Source organism: Microbispora hainanensis (assembly GCF_036186745.1).
Classification (GTDB): Bacteria; Actinomycetota; Actinomycetes; order Streptosporangiales; family Streptosporangiaceae; genus Microbispora.
The window spans coordinates 5,324,458-5,338,444 of the sequence record NZ_CP108086.1; the positions used below are offsets into that span (position 1 = coordinate 5,324,458).

General features: G+C 70.8%; 14 protein-coding genes. 9 read left to right on the forward strand and 5 right to left on the reverse strand.

Going from position 1 to position 13,987, the window contains the following annotated elements; all coding sequences use genetic code 11:
* Positions 1-61: 61 nt before the first annotated feature.
* Genes OHB01_RS24840 through OHB01_RS24850 form a run of 3 tightly spaced genes read right to left on the reverse strand, consistent with a single transcriptional unit; the run spans position 62 to position 2,564 of the window.
* Positions 62-904, reverse strand: coding sequence for an inositol monophosphatase family protein (locus tag OHB01_RS24840; protein ID WP_147942151.1), 843 nt, complete (start codon positions 902-904; stop codon positions 62-64).
* Positions 877-1,530, reverse strand: coding sequence for a hypothetical protein (locus OHB01_RS24845; protein WP_142645121.1), 654 nt, complete (start codon positions 1,528-1,530; stop codon positions 877-879). The genes OHB01_RS24840 and OHB01_RS24845 overlap by 28 nt, the downstream gene beginning before the upstream one ends.
* Positions 1,527-2,564: a hypothetical protein gene (locus OHB01_RS24850; RefSeq protein ID WP_328854033.1), complete on the reverse strand. Its 1,038-nt coding sequence runs from the start codon at positions 2,562-2,564 to the stop codon at positions 1,527-1,529. The genes OHB01_RS24845 and OHB01_RS24850 overlap by 4 nt, the downstream gene beginning before the upstream one ends.
* 241 nt (positions 2,565-2,805) lie before the next feature.
* Here OHB01_RS24850 and uvrB point away from each other — a divergent pair, with 241 nt between their 5' ends.
* The 6 genes from uvrB to OHB01_RS24880 all read left to right on the forward strand — a co-directional run bounded on the left by uvrB (position 2,806) and on the right by OHB01_RS24880 (position 9,221).
* On the forward strand, positions 2,806-4,917 hold the full coding sequence (gene uvrB / locus OHB01_RS24855; protein WP_147942149.1) for an excinuclease ABC subunit UvrB: 2,112 nt from the start codon (positions 2,806-2,808) through the stop codon (positions 4,915-4,917).
* 572 nt (positions 4,918-5,489) lie between these two features.
* Entirely contained in the window at positions 5,490-6,029 is a 540-nt protein-coding gene (locus OHB01_RS24860; RefSeq protein WP_328854034.1) for a hypothetical protein, read from the forward strand.
* Between the two features lie 470 nt (positions 6,030-6,499).
* Complete coding sequence (locus OHB01_RS24865; protein WP_147942148.1) at positions 6,500-6,982, forward strand: RrF2 family transcriptional regulator; 483 nt, start codon at positions 6,500-6,502, stop codon at positions 6,980-6,982.
* A gap of 49 nt (positions 6,983-7,031) precedes the next feature.
* On the forward strand, positions 7,032-8,327 hold the full coding sequence (locus tag OHB01_RS24870; RefSeq protein ID WP_142645126.1) for a sensor histidine kinase: 1,296 nt from the start codon (positions 7,032-7,034) through the stop codon (positions 8,325-8,327).
* A complete protein-coding gene (locus OHB01_RS24875) occupies positions 8,324-8,455 on the forward strand; it encodes a hypothetical protein (protein ID WP_260617029.1) in 132 nt (43 codons plus the stop codon). The genes OHB01_RS24870 and OHB01_RS24875 overlap by 4 nt, the downstream gene beginning before the upstream one ends.
* Before the next feature lie 160 nt (positions 8,456-8,615).
* Positions 8,616-9,221: a DUF4126 domain-containing protein gene (locus tag OHB01_RS24880; protein WP_328709698.1), complete on the forward strand. Its 606-nt coding sequence runs from the start codon at positions 8,616-8,618 to the stop codon at positions 9,219-9,221.
* Between the two features lie 42 nt (positions 9,222-9,263).
* On the opposite strand, the gene OHB01_RS24885 is transcribed toward OHB01_RS24880, so the two are convergent.
* Positions 9,264-9,731 carry a Uma2 family endonuclease gene (locus OHB01_RS24885; RefSeq protein ID WP_260617043.1) on the reverse strand — a complete coding sequence of 156 codons (468 nt, stop codon included), beginning with the start codon at positions 9,729-9,731 and terminating at the stop codon, positions 9,264-9,266.
* 82 nt (positions 9,732-9,813) lie between these two features.
* The gene (locus OHB01_RS24890; RefSeq protein WP_142645129.1) at positions 9,814-10,509 is read right to left on the reverse strand and encodes an acyltransferase; all 696 of its coding nucleotides are present in this window, start codon (positions 10,507-10,509) and stop codon (positions 9,814-9,816) included.
* A gap of 155 nt (positions 10,510-10,664) precedes the next feature.
* Between OHB01_RS24890 and OHB01_RS24895 the strand changes: the two genes are divergently transcribed.
* Genes OHB01_RS24895 through OHB01_RS24905 form a run of 3 tightly spaced genes read left to right on the forward strand, consistent with a single transcriptional unit; the run spans position 10,665 to position 13,923 of the window.
* Positions 10,665-12,335, forward strand: coding sequence for a CTP synthase (locus tag OHB01_RS24895; RefSeq protein ID WP_142645130.1), 1,671 nt, complete (start codon positions 10,665-10,667; stop codon positions 12,333-12,335).
* Entirely contained in the window at positions 12,332-12,961 is a 630-nt protein-coding gene (locus OHB01_RS24900) for an NUDIX domain-containing protein (protein ID WP_142645131.1), read from the forward strand. The genes OHB01_RS24895 and OHB01_RS24900 overlap by 4 nt, the downstream gene beginning before the upstream one ends.
* A gap of 35 nt (positions 12,962-12,996) precedes the next feature.
* Positions 12,997-13,923 carry a site-specific tyrosine recombinase XerD gene (locus OHB01_RS24905; RefSeq protein ID WP_260617030.1) on the forward strand — a complete coding sequence of 309 codons (927 nt, stop codon included), beginning with the start codon at positions 12,997-12,999 and terminating at the stop codon, positions 13,921-13,923.
* The last annotated feature ends 64 nt before the right edge of the window (positions 13,924-13,987 follow it).

Sequence of the window (13,987 nt, forward strand, 5' to 3'; positions counted from 1 at the left end):
GGCGGTCAGAGCACGGCGGTCAGAGCACGGCGGTCAGAGCACGGCGGTCAGAGCAGGGTGGTCAGAGCGGCGGCAGGGCGGGGGCCAGGCGGCGGGCCTCGGCGACCAGGTCGAGCAGGTCTCCGACGAGGCCGGGCGGCGCGGCCACGAAGCTGCGGTCCTCGGCCGGGCCCTCCGCGGACGCCTCGAAAGGTCCGCCGTCGAGCCCCACGATCTCCAGACCGGCCTCCCGCGCGATCAGGGCCCCGGCGGGCAGGTCGAGTCCTTCCGCGCGGTAGCCGATCATGCCGTCGATGTCGCCCCGCGCGAGCATGGCCCAGCACAGCAGCGGCGCCCAGAGCTGGAGCACCCGCCGGGCGCGGGCGTCCATCGTCATCTTCAGCGACCGCGCCGCCGGATCCAGCCGGGAGACCCCGTGGCCCTGCGTCCAGGCGAGCACCGGCCCGTGCCGGAGGTCGCGCCGCGGCGGCCCGGTCAGCGGCCCCGCCGGCCCACGGGCCCCCGCGCCGCTGACCGCCGACCAGGTGCGGCCGGAGAGCGGCTCGTGGACCACCCCGAGCACCGGGCGGCCGTCCGCGCACAACGCCAGGCCCACGACGTACGCGGGAAGGCCGATCGCCACGTTGTTCGTGCCGTCGAGCGGATCGACCAGCCAGGTCCATCCGCCCTGCGGGCGATCACCGCCGTGGACGCCCGACTCCTCGGCCACGATCCGATGGGAGGGGAACTCCGCCCGGATGCGGTCGAGGATCAGCTTCTCGGCGGCGACGTCGAGGTCGGTCACGACGTCGCCCGACCCGCCCTTGTCGTGGACGGCGACCGCCCCCGGCGCGCTCTCGCGCAGCACGGATCCGGCGGCCAGGGCGGCCTCGACGGCTACCCGCCTGGCGTGTTCGAGGTCCACAGGCTCCTCCTGGCCAGCTCGGCGGCACGTGCGGTCTCCGCGTCGTCGAGGCGTTCCCGACTGACGTGGTGGAGCGGCGTGGCGAGCGGCCCGAGCGACAGGTCGTTCAGCCCCGGACGGCCACGGCCGAGCGCCACGGTGGCGGCCTCGCCGTCCTCGGGGATGACACTGCTGTGGAAGGCGCCCGCGACGAGCGTGTAGGTGTCCCCGGCGCCGAACAGCTCGGCACGTCCCGGGGCGTACGCCACGGTCCTCGGGGTGGGGCGGATGACGTCGCCCGACGAGGTGCTGACGACCTCGAAGACGCGGTGGGTGGGGGAACGGGTGGTGTCGGTCACCACGGCGTGGACGTTGCGCACCTGGCCGTACAGGACATAGCTGGTCAGGTCCCAGCTGTGGCAGTGGACCTGTGAGGTGGTGCTGCGGGCGCGCCGGGCGGCCGCGGTCCACACGTGCACGCACGCCCCGAGCTCTCCCTCGCGGACCAGCGGCAGGCAGAGGAATCCCAGCGGATGCCGCACCCCCCGCACCCCCGAGCCGCCCTCCGCGATCTCGCCGAGCACGCCGAGGGCCCACTCGCGGGCGCTCCCGCCGGCGAGCACGTCGAACACGTCCCCATATCTCATGGCGCGTACGGATCCTTGGCGCGCAGGGCCTTGCGGGTGACCTCGACCACGTCGCGGTCGGTGAACGACTTGGGCAGGGGGAGATCGACGCGTTCGAACAGCCTGCGGACCTCCTCGACGGTCGGCTCGTCGCTCAGCGGCACCGACCGGTAGCGGTCGATCGCCACGCGGCGGGCCTGCTCGAAGCTCGTGCGCAGCTCGGTGCCGCAGCTCTCGTAGAAGAACGAGCCGCTGAAGGCGATGATGGCCCGGTTGGGGTCCTCGGACGTCAGGATCAGGGCGCGGCCCGACATGTCCCAGCGGAAGGTCGTCATGACCGGCGAGAGCCCCACCGCGATGTCGAGCAGGCCGTACCGCTGGCGATACCAGAACGCGGCCAGGACGCTCGCGTACGACTCCTTCCTGGCCCGGTCGGTCGTCCACACCTCACCGGTGCCGTCCGGACGGTCCGACAGCGACCTGCGGTAGTGCGCGTAGCTCTCGCACACCGCCTCGTCCGTCGGGTCGATGATCTCCAGACGCACCGTGAGGTGCCGCTTCTCGCGCCGCGCGGCGGCCACGCACTCGGGCAGCGTGACCGCGCGCATGTAGGTGCCGGTGCCGCCCTTGAACGTCCAGCGGTCGGTGCCCCGGCGGGCGTCCGCGTGCGCCTGCGCGATCTCGTGCTGACTGACCAGGACGCGGATGACCGACATGTCCTGCAGGGCCCTGCGGGTGCCCGCGACCAGGTCCTCCAGCTCGTCGAGGCGGTCGAGGCGCTCGGGCAGCCGCGCGAGGACGCCGGAGGTCGCGTGCATGGCCTCCTCGACGGGCTCCTGCCGGACCCGGTCGCGCAGCAGTGCGGTCGCGACGAGGGCCAGGACGACCAGGGTGGTGCCGCTGACGAGTTGAGTCCTCACGTTGAGGGGGATCATCTCGTCGGGCAGCACGCCGAGCACGCCCACCACGACGGCCAGCACGAGTGCGATGGCCCCGTCGACGTTCTTGGCCGCCCATGCGAGTGACCGGCCGACGGCACTCCGTAACCCCGCCATAGGTCAGCCCCGCCATCCCGTCAGTGTCGGCCCCCGACTCGAATCGTAACGACAGGGTCATGGTCCGGCAAAGGGTCGGCCTGCCCGGGCGCGGCGGCGCGGAGGCGAGGGGCGGAGCCGGCATCAGGACCGGAATTGTCGGTCGGCGCGCGTAGGTTATGGAGGTGAACCGGAGCGAGCGTGAATGCCCCTGTGCGGCCGCCCGCGCCGGTGGACGGGGCGAGTGAGGAGCTGAACGGCGATGACATCCATGATGGACCTGAATCGGAAGGTCGCGCCCTTCCAGGTCGTCACCGACATGACGCCGTCCGGCGACCAGCCCACGGCGATCGCGGAGCTGGAGCGCCGGGTCAGGGCTGGGGAGAAGGACACGGTCCTGCTCGGTGCGACCGGCACCGGCAAGACCGCCACGGTGGCGTGGCTGATCGAGCGGGTGCAACGCCCGACGCTGGTCATGCAGCCCAACAAGACGCTCGCCGCCCAGTTCGCCAACGAGCTGCGCGAGATGCTGCCGAACAACGCGGTCGAATACTTCGTGTCCTACTACGACTACTACCAGCCCGAGGCGTACGTCCCGCAGAGCGACACCTACATCGAGAAGGACTCCTCGATCAACGAGGAGGTCGAGCGGCTGCGCCACTCGGCGACCTGGTCGCTGGTGTCGCGCCGCGACGTGGTGGTGGTCGCCTCCGTCTCCTGCATCTACGGCCTGGGCACGCCGCAGGAGTACGTCGACCGGATGGTCGGGCTCAAGGTCGGCCAGCAGATCGAGCGCGACCAGCTGCTGCGGCGGCTGGTCGACATGCAGTACACGCGCAACGACCTGGCCTTCACCCGGGGCACCTTCCGGGTGCGCGGCGACACGGTCGAGGTCATCCCGGTCTACCAGGAGCTGGCCGTCCGCATCGAGATGTTCGGCGACGAGATCGAGAAGCTGGCGACGCTGCACCCGCTCACCGGCGAGGTCGTCGGTGAGGACGACGAGCTGCACATCTTCCCCGCCTCCCACTACGTGGCCGGTCCCGAGCGGATGGAGCGGGCCATCGCCGGCATCGAGGCGGAGCTGGCCGAGCGGCTCGCCGACCTGGAGCGGCAGGGCAAGCTGCTGGAGGCCCAGCGGCTGCGCATGCGCACCACCTACGACATCGAGATGATGCGCCAGGTCGGCACCTGCGCCGGGATCGAGAACTACTCGCGGCACATCGACGGCCGTGAGGCCGGCAGCCCGCCGCACACGCTGCTCGACTTCTTCCCCGACGACTTCCTGCTCGTCCTGGACGAGTCGCACCAGACCGTCCCCCAGATCGGCGCGATGTACGAGGGCGACGCCTCGCGCAAGCGGACGCTGGTCGACCACGGGTTCCGGCTGCCGTCCGCCATGGACAACCGCCCGCTCAAGTGGGAGGAGTTCCTGGAGCGTATCGGCCAGACCGTCTACCTGTCCGCCACGCCGGGGCCGTACGAGCTGGGCCGGAGCAAAGGCGAGGTGGTGGAGCAGGTGATCCGCCCCACCGGCCTGGTCGACCCCGAGGTGATCATCAAGCCCACCAAGGGCCAGATCGACGACCTCATGGAGGAGATCCGGGCCCGGGCGGAGCGGGACGAGCGGGTCCTGGTCACCACGCTGACCAAGAAGATGGCCGAAGACCTCACCGACTACCTGCTCGACAACGGCATCCGCGTCCGCTACCTGCACAGCGAGGTCGACACGCTGCGCCGCATCGAGCTGCTGCGCGAGCTGCGCATGGGCGAGTTCGACGTGCTGGTCGGCATCAACCTGCTGCGTGAGGGCCTCGACCTGCCCGAGGTGTCGCTGGTGTCGATCCTCGACGCCGACAAGGAGGGCTTCCTCCGCTCGGAGACCTCGCTCATCCAGACGATCGGCCGCGCGGCCCGCAACGTGTCCGGCCAGGTCCACATGTACGCCGACAAGATCACGCCCAGCATGGAGCGGGCGATCGAGGAGACCAACCGGCGCCGGGCCAAGCAGATCGCCTACAACGAGGCGCACGGCATCGACCCGCAGCCGCTGCGCAAGAAGATCGCCGACATCCTGGACAGCCTCGTCCGCGAGGACGCCGACACCGCGCAGCTTCTCGGCGGCGCGGGGCGGCAGCAGTCGCGCGGCAAGGCGCCGGTGCCGGGTCTCGCCTCCCGCGGCGCGGGCCAGCACGCGAAGGCGATCGCGGGGGAGATGCCACGCGCCCAGCTGGAGTCGCTGATCGAGTCGCTGACCGAGCAGATGCACAACGCCGCCGCCGACCTGCAGTTCGAGGTGGCGGCCCGGCTGCGCGACGAGATCAAGGAGCTCAAGCGGGAGGTCCGCGACATGCGCGAGGCCGGCGTCAAGTAACGGCCCAGCGGCCACGCGATCCCCTGCCCGGTGCCCCGCCCCGGGCCCGCCGGGCCGCGCTGGTGATTGGGCAACCGAGCGCCGGCAGGGCGGCACGACCGCGCCGTGCTCGCCTGGGCCAGGCGGGCCTGGGCGAGGCGGGGGTCCAGCTTGTGATCGCCGGCCCGGCGCTGGCGATCGGGCAACCGAGCGCCGCCGTGCCGTGACCGCCCGGGCCGGCAGGCCCGGGCGAGCCGCGAGGTTCAGCGTGTCACCGCCGAGCCCGGCGGCGAGGTGGCGTCACCCGGTGCCCGGCCATGCGGCCGAGATTCCAGGTCGGCGAATCTGGTGAATCGCGCGATGTGGCCATTGATGGGCGAAGCGTGAAAAACTGACCGCGTTTCTGGCGTTCTTATTCCGGCGAAATCATGGCCGGCAGGTGAAATCGGCGGGTGCGGCGCCGGATGCGATTGACCTGGTCTGATGCAGGGAAGGCATTCGTCGGCGTGTGGATGAACGTCCATATGTCATGGGGGTGGCTCGTTCGAGCGGCCCCCGCCGGGCGAATCCGTCTGTGGCAAATCGGGGAAACAATGCGTTCGACGACTTTCGTTTTCACTTCCTACGCCGGCCTCGTGCTCACCGCCGGGTCGGTGACCGCTCTCCTCGCCGGTGGCGGCGAATCTCCGGCGCGGTCGTACGCCGCGGTGGCGATGCATCGGCCCGTCGCGTTCGCTCCGCTCTCTCCAAGCACGTCCGCTACGCCCGCGCCGTCGTCGGAGCCCAGCCCGTCGGCGACGCCGGGCGACCTCGCCGGGTGCCGGGACGGCGACTGCGAGGTGCGGGTGCATGCGGAGGACCGCATTACGATCGACCCGAGCCTGGGCGTGGACCAGATCACCGTCGTGGGCCTGCGGGGAAACGCCATCAGGCTCTCGTTCACCGGCACCTCGACGGTCGTCGACGGTCTGAACACCACGATCAGCCGGACCTGCAACAACGATGACTGCAGGGTCAGGGGAGCGGTGACGATCACCACGAGCAGGCCGGGCCGCATCGGCGACGTCGCGCTGCGCCTCGCCCAGGTGGCCGGTGACACCGCCGTGCTGGTGCTGAAGCCCGTCACCCGGTAGGACGACAGGCACTCGCACCCCTGCTCCTAGGGGCCGGCCGGAGCCGGTGTGATGTCTCGTCGCCCGGCTACCGGTGATTTTCGTGCGGCGCCGAGGTGGGCCGGAGCCGGTGTGATGTCTCGTCGCTCGGCTACTGGTGATCTCCGTACAGCTTTGGGGCTGTCCGGAGCCGACGGCGATCTGGCTCACCGGTGATTTTCGTGGTGGTGGGGGCGGCCCGGTCGCTCGTGACCACGCTTCCGAGCCGCTCTCATCGCCGGGTTCCTCGCGCCGCCTCCCAAGCGCTGCGCCTTCTGCGGAGCCGGGACTTCCGGCCACGCCCGGTGGCCGCGACACCCCCGCACGGGCCCGCTCGCGCGGTCTGATGGGTCCCGCGCAGCGCGCGCCCAATACCCACAGATGATGGCTGCACCACTTCTGACCAGGCAAAATGTATGCCGATCAAAAACCTGGATGTGTAGTATCCAGGTATGCGGATGAGCGAAGGCGTCGAGTGGGCGATGCACTGTTGCCTGACGCTGGCATGGCTCGGCAACGAGGTGCCGGTCTCGACGGCGAAGCTCGCCGCAGGGTTCGAGCTGCCGCCCGCGTATCTCAACAAGCAGCTTCAGGCACTGGCCAAGGCCGGGATCATGACGTCCACTCCGGGGGCGAGGGGCGGGTTCCGGCTGGCGCGGCCCCTGGAGGAGATCTCGGTCATGGACGTCGTGACGGCGATCGAAGGGCCTGCCGAGGCGTTCCAGTGCACGGAGATCCGACGGCGCGGGGCCGGCGCGGGGCGGCCGGAGGAGCAGTTCCGCGTTCCGTGCGCGGTCTCGACCGCGATGCGCAAGGCCGAGATGGCGTGGCGGCGGGTGCTGGCCGCGCAGACCCTGGCCGACGTGCAGGCCGCGGCGAACCGGCGTGCGCCCCAGGCGGGCGAGGTGATCCGGCGCTGGTACGAGCAGAACTGATCGTCCCGCGACGATGACCATCGCCGGAACCAGGGAGGGGTAACCGGATGTGAACCCGCATTCCATAAAAGCCCGCTCCACGATCGCCGCGGCAGGGCTCCTGCTGCTCGCTCTGGTCGTGGGAGGCGTCGGCCTCGACCTGGCGATCCGCTACAGAGTCCAGAGCGAAGTCTTCTTCTCGGCCGAGCAGGTCGCCGCGCGATGGAGCGCGGCGGCGCGCAACGGCGCCGTGCCGCGCCCGATCCCCACCACCACCGACATCACCCTCGTCCAGTTCGTGAACGCCCGCGGCGAAGTCGTCAACTCGAGCATGCAAGCTGCGGGCATGCGGCCGCTCAGCACGCTGCGCCCTCCGGCGGACGATCGCCTCCAGAAGCGCACGGAGTGTTCCGCGCAGGGCCGGTGCATCATGCTCATGGCCAATCGGGTCACCCCGGCCGCGGACTCGCCGGTCGTGTACGCCGGCACGGCCCAGCCGTCCCTCCTGGCCACGCACAATCTGGAGTACGCCATAGCTGTGGGCGGCATCCTGATCCTGATCTCGGTCGCCCGGATGACGTGGTGGGCGATGGGGCGGACCCTGCGCTCGGTCGAGCGGGAACGCCAGTTCGCTTCCACCACATCCCATGAGCTCAGGACGCCGATCGCCGGTCTGCGGGCGCATTTGGAGGAGGCTCTCCTCTATCCCGACGACGTCGACCCGCGCGACACCATCCAGGGAGCCTTGCGGGCCACCGGCCGGCTTGAGGCGATCGTCGACGACCTGCTGCTGATGACCCGGCTGCACGGCACCGCCGCGGCGGCGCCGGAGTTGGTAGAGCTCGGCGCGCTGGCGGCGGAGGAGGCGTCGGCGCTGGCCCCCGGGGTGCCGGTGCACGTTCTGGCGGCCGGCGACGTGCGCGTCTACGGCTCCCGGATCCGGCTGGCCCGCGTGATCGGCAACCTCCTGAGCAACGCGCAACGGCATGCGGTCAGCGTTGTCACGGTGACGGTCGACTCCGTCGGCGACCAGGCTGTCGTGGCGGTCACCGACGACGGGGCGGGCGTCCCCCCGGCGGATCGCGAGCGCGTCTTCGAACTTTTCGTTCGCCTGGACGAGGGGCATCGCCTGGATTCCGGCGGCAGTGGTCTCGGCCTCGCCATCTCCCGCGACATCGCTCACGCCCACAACGGCACGTTGCGAATCGAGGACTCTCCGGTAGGCGCCCGTTTCGTGCTGACGCTGCCGCTGGCGGGGACGGCGGGAGCCGCGGCGGAGTCGACCGCCGTGCCCGGGCAGGCCGCCGCCAAGTCTCGGAAGAACACCCGGGCCGAGCGTCGGCCGTCTGCCGGGACCGGCCCATGAGCGCAGCGGTCGCTCCGGGCCTTCCCACGACGAAGCAGGCCCAGCGCCTGGGCGCGCTGGTGAAGCGCGGCGCCGACGCGGAGGACGTCGCCACGGCGATCGACGAACTCGCCGCCACGCCAGGCTGACGACGTCTCGGGGCGGCGCCCGAGAAGGCGAGCGCGGCCACACGGCCCGCGGCCGTGCCCGCTCACCCGTGTCGATTCGCGGGGGCAACCGGGGACACGGCGCAACCGCCGTCCGTTGACGGGAAGGCGGGATCGCCCCGCCGGCCGGAGGAGGTGGCTGATGTTCGCGGCGCTCACCGGGCTCGGACTGTCGACCGCGGCCGGGCTCAACGCGTACATCCCGTTGCTGCTCGTCGGCGTGCTCGCGCGGGTCACCGACGCCGTGCGGCTGCCGGCCGAGTACGCCTGGCTGTCCGACACCTGGGTTCTCGCGATCATCGCCGTGCTGCTGGTCGCCGAGTTCGTCCTCGACAAGGTGCCCGTGGTCGACCACGTCAACGACATGATCCAGACGGCGGTACGGCCCGCGGCGGGCGGCGTGGTCTTCAGCGCCACGGCGGCCGCGGCGGAGATCGACAATTCGGCGTGGATGGCCGAGCACCCGGCGGTCGGCTGGCTGCTGGGCATCGCCGCCGCACTGGCCGTGCACCTGATCAAGGCTTCGGCGCGGCCGGTGGTGAACGCCACCACGGCGGGTGTGGGCGCGCCGGTCGTCAGCGTGGCCGAGGACGTGGGCTCGCTCGGCATGAGCCTGATCGCGATCTTCCTGCCCATCCTGGTGGTGGCGGCGCTGGCCGTGCTGGCGTTCGTGGCCTGGCGGCTCATCCGCAGGGTGCGGCGCCAGCGGGCCGCCCGCCGCGCCCGCGCCACCGCGCCGCCCGGCTGACCGGCGGCTCACCACCCTCGCTCGCGGCCGGCGCTGTTCGGCTCAGCCGATGAAGGGGCTCAGGTCGAGGTCGATGTCCACGTCGAAGCCGACGTAGGTCGTGAGGCGCTTGCGATGGATCCCGGTCGGCACGTACGCCCTGACGCTCGGCTCCAGCTCGAACGTGTACGCGACCGGTTCCTGGTCTTCCAATTCGATGCGCCAGAGATATCTGATCCCGGCGTCCGAGTAATTGATCGGCTTCGTCGTGCGGTCCCGCTCCTCCGAGTCGGGTGACACGACCTCGACGACGAGCTGGACTTCCTCCGGTCGGTAAGAGGTCCGCCGCAAATCGGAGAGCGCTTCCTTCTTGACGACAAGGACATCCGGTTCCGGCCGCTGCCGTAGGCCCAGAGTTATCGACATCTCCCTGGCGACGGCGAGATGGCTCGGAGGCCGGATGCCGCGGTCACGGTCGACCAGCAGGTTGACCATCAACATGTGGAAGTTGGTCTGGGGAGACCTCATGATGAGGAACCCATGGCGATCATGTCACGTTCGGTAGTCGTGCATGGCTCGTTCGCGGAGGCGTGCGAAGCCCGGGCCGGTTCGGCTAGGCCGTACGGGACTCGTGCTCGGAAAGGGTGCGGGGATCGGCGGGGAGGGGAGAGGTGAGGCGGGCGGCCGAGGGGCTGTGCCAGCCGAGGTCGGGGGAGTGTCGTCGCACGATCTTGGCGGGGACGCCGGCGATGACCGAGTGGTCGGGGAACTCCCCGCGCACCACGGCGCCGCCCGCGACCACCGACTGACGGCCGATGCGCGTCCCCGGCAGGATGATCGCCCCGGTCCCGATCCACGATCCCGAGCCGATGGAGACGGGCTTGTTGCGCGGCCACTGCCGTCCGATGGGGATGTCGGGATCGTCGTACACGTGGTTCTGGTCGGTGATGTAGACGTAGGGGCCGGTGAAGACGTCGTCGCCGATGTCGATGGACTGGTGGCCGACGATGTGGCTGCCCCTGCCGATCGAGCAGCCCCGGCCGATCCGCACGATCGAGTCGGGCCCGAGGTCCACGCCGGGGCCCATGCCCGCCGAGATCGACACCCGCTCTCCGACGAGCGTGTGCGGGCCGATCTCGATCCACTGCTCACCGAAGATCGCGCCCTGGGGGAAGGACAGGCACACTCCCTCGCCCATGCTGCGGAACCGGTAGCCGCCCGGGGCGGCCGGGCTGATCGCCGCGGCCTCCCGCACGTAGGTCCACCCCCGATGGACCAGACGGCCTACGGCGCGCTTCACGAACGACATAACGCGACAAGTTACCGCTAGGTCGGCGTGTCCGCTATGGCGGGTTAGTGCACGTGGTAAGCCCAATGTTGCCCGACGTTTGATATTCTGAGAGCCCGTGGGCATCGCGGCGTCCAACCGGACGGCCGGATCGACATCGACCACGGGAGTTCTTCTTGCGCAGCGCCGCACAAACCAAGCATCTGTTCGTCACCGGCGGCGTCGCCTCCAGTCTCGGCAAGGGACTCACGGCCTCCAGCCTCGGTCGTCTCCTCAAGCTTCGCGGCCTCCGCGTCACCATGCAGAAGCTCGACCCCTACCTGAACGTCGACCCCGGCACGATGAACCCCTTCCAGCACGGTGAGGTGTTCGTCACCGACGACGGGGCCGAGACGGACCTCGACATCGGCCACTACGAGCGCTTCCTCGACACCGAGCTGCACGGCTCGGCCAACGTCACCACCGGCCAGGTCTACTCGAACGTGATCGCCAAGGAGCGGCGCGGCGAGTATCTGGGCGACACCGTCCAGGTCATCCCGCACATCACCAACGAGATCAAGGACCGCATCCGCGGCATGGCGGGCCCGGACGTCGACGTGGTCATCACCGAGGTCGGCGGCACGGTCGGCGACATCGAGTCGCTGCCGTTCCTGGAGGCAGTCCGGCAGGTCCGTCACGAGGTCGGCCGTGACAACGTCTTCTTCCTGCACGTCTCCCTGCTGCCGTACATCGGCCCGAGCGGGGAGCTGAAGACCAAGCCCACGCAGCACTCGGTCGCCGCGCTGCGCAGCATCGGCATCCAGCCCGACGCGATCGTCTGCCGCTCGGACCGGCCGATCACCACCTCGCTCAAGCGCAAGATCAGCCTGATGTGCGACGTGGACGAGGACGCCGTGGTCTCCGCCGTCGACGCGGCCTCGATCTACGACATCCCGAAGGTGCTGCACGCCGAGGGGCTCGACGCGTACGTGGTGCGCCGGCTCGGCCTGCCGTTCCGCGACGTGGAGTGGACCGAGTGGGACCAGCTCCTGCGGCGGGTCCACCGGCCCGCCAAGGAGGTCACGATCGCGCTGGTCGGCAAGTACATCGACCTGCCCGACGCGTATCTGTCGGTCACCGAGGCGCTGCGCGCGGGCGGCTTCGCCAACGACGCGCGCGTCAACATCCGCTGGGTCAAGAGCGACGACTGCGAGACACCCGAGGGCGCGGCCCGCGAGCTGGACGGCGTCGACGGCGTGCTGATCCCCGGCGGCTTCGGCGTGCGCGGCATCGAGGGCAAGGTCGGCGCCGTACGGCACGCCCGCGAGCAGCGCGTCCCCCTGCTCGGCATCTGCCTCGGCATGCAGTGCATGGTCATCGACGCGGCCCGCAACCTGGCCGGGATCGAGGACGCCGACAGCACCGAGTTCGACCCCGAGACGATCAACCCGGTCATCTCGACCATGGCCGACCAGAAGGACGTCGTCGCCGGTGAGCGCGACATGGGCGGCACCATGCGGCTCGGCCTCTATCCGGCCAAGCTCGTGGACGGCTCGCTGGCCCGCCGCCTGTACGGCAAGGCCAAGGTGGAGGAGCGCCACCGGCACCGCTATGAGGTGAACAACTCCTACCGGGAGAGGCTGGAGAAGGTCGGCATGGTGTTCTCCGGCCTGTCGCCCGACGGCCGCCTCGTCGAGTACGCCGAGCTCGCCACCGACCAGCACCCGTTCTTCATCGGCACGCAGGCCCACCCGGAGTTCCGCTCCCGCCCGACCCGGTCGCACCCCCTGTTCAAGGGGCTCGTCGGGGCCGCCCTGGAGTACGCGGGCCGGCGTGAGAACGTCGCGAAGGCGGGCCGGGCCAAGTGACCGCGGACAACACGGTGAACGTCGAAGACGTCGAGGAGTCCTGGAACGTCGTCGCCTCCGTCGAGCACTTCAGCGGGCGGATCATCAGGGTGCGCACCGACACGGTGGAGATGCCGGGCGGGGTGACCGCCGACCGCGACTACGTCGTCCACCCCGGCTCGGTCGCGGTGCTCGCCCTCGACACCGAGGACCGCGTGCTGCTGATCCGCCAGTATCGGCATCCGGCGCGGCGGCTGCTGTGGGAGCTGCCGGCCGGCATCCGCGACGTGCCGGGCGAGCCGCTGGTCGAGTGCGCGGCGCGCGAGCTCGCCGAGGAGGCCGCCTACCGGGCGCGTACGTGGCACACGCTGGTCGATCTGCGCACCTCCCCGGGCATGACGGATGAGCGGATCCGCGTCTTCCTGGCCCGCGACCTGGAGCCGATCCCCGACGAGGAGAACACGTACGTACGCCACCACGAGGAGGCCGACATGCCGTCGGTCTGGATTCCGCTGGGCGTGGCGGTCGACAAGGCCCTGAGCGGAATGATCCACAATTCTCCTGCGGTCGCCGGTATCCTCGCCGCGTACGCTGCTTCCGCCGACGGATTCAAGGGCCTTCGTCCCGCCGACGCGCCGGAGGCATGATTCCGTAGGGAGACGTTCTGAGCGAGCCCGAGGCGGTGCTGTCCAGCTACCTCGCCCACCTGGCGGTGGAGCGGGGGCTGTCTGCCAACACGCTCGCCTCCTACCGGCGTGACCTGCGCCGATATGTCGAGCATCTCCGGGCGCGCGGGCTCGAGACGTTCGCGCAGGTCGCCGAGTCGGACGTGGTCGCCTTCCTCGCCGCGCTGCGGGAGGGCGACGAGGATCACCCGGCGCTGGTCGCCAGCTCGGCGGCCCGCGCCGTGTCGGCCGTACGCGGGCTGCATCGCTTCGCCCTGCGCGAGGGCGTGGCAGGCCACGATCCCGCCCACGAGGTGCGCCCGCCGCGCCAGCTCCGGCGGCTCCCGAAGGCGATCACCGTCGCGGAGGTCGAGCGGCTCATCGCCGCCTGCGGCCCGGAGGACTCGCCGCTGGCCCTGCGCAACCGCGCGCTGCTGGAGGTCCTGTACGGCACGGGCGCCCGGATCTCCGAGGCCGTGGGGCTGGCGGTGGACGACGTGCCGACGGGGCCGGTCCACGACGAGGAGTCCGACCAGGACCAGGTGCGGCTGCGCGGCAAGGGCGGGCGCACCAGGATCGTGCCGCTCGGCCGTTTCGCCCGCCAGGCGCTCGACGCGTACCTCGTGAGGGCCAGGCCCCGGCTGGCGGCGCACGGCCGGGGGACGCCCGCGCTGTTCCTCAACGCGCGGGGCGGGCGGCTCACCCGCCAGGGCGCGTGGGAGGTGCTTCAGGCGGCGGCGGAACGAGCCGGACTTTCCGGTGTATCACCGCACATGTTGCGCCATTCGTTCGCAACTCATCTCCTGGACGGCGGCGCCGACGTTAGGGTTGTCCAGGAGCTGCTCGGCCACGCCTCGGTGACCACCACGCAGGTGTACACCCTGGTGACGGTCGACAAGCTCCGGGAGGTCTACGCGGCGGCGCATCCCCGTGCGTTGCATTAGAAAACCCATCTCGGCAGCCTCTGGCGCGCCGCCTTGCCGACCACGTGCCTACCCTTTAGATTCG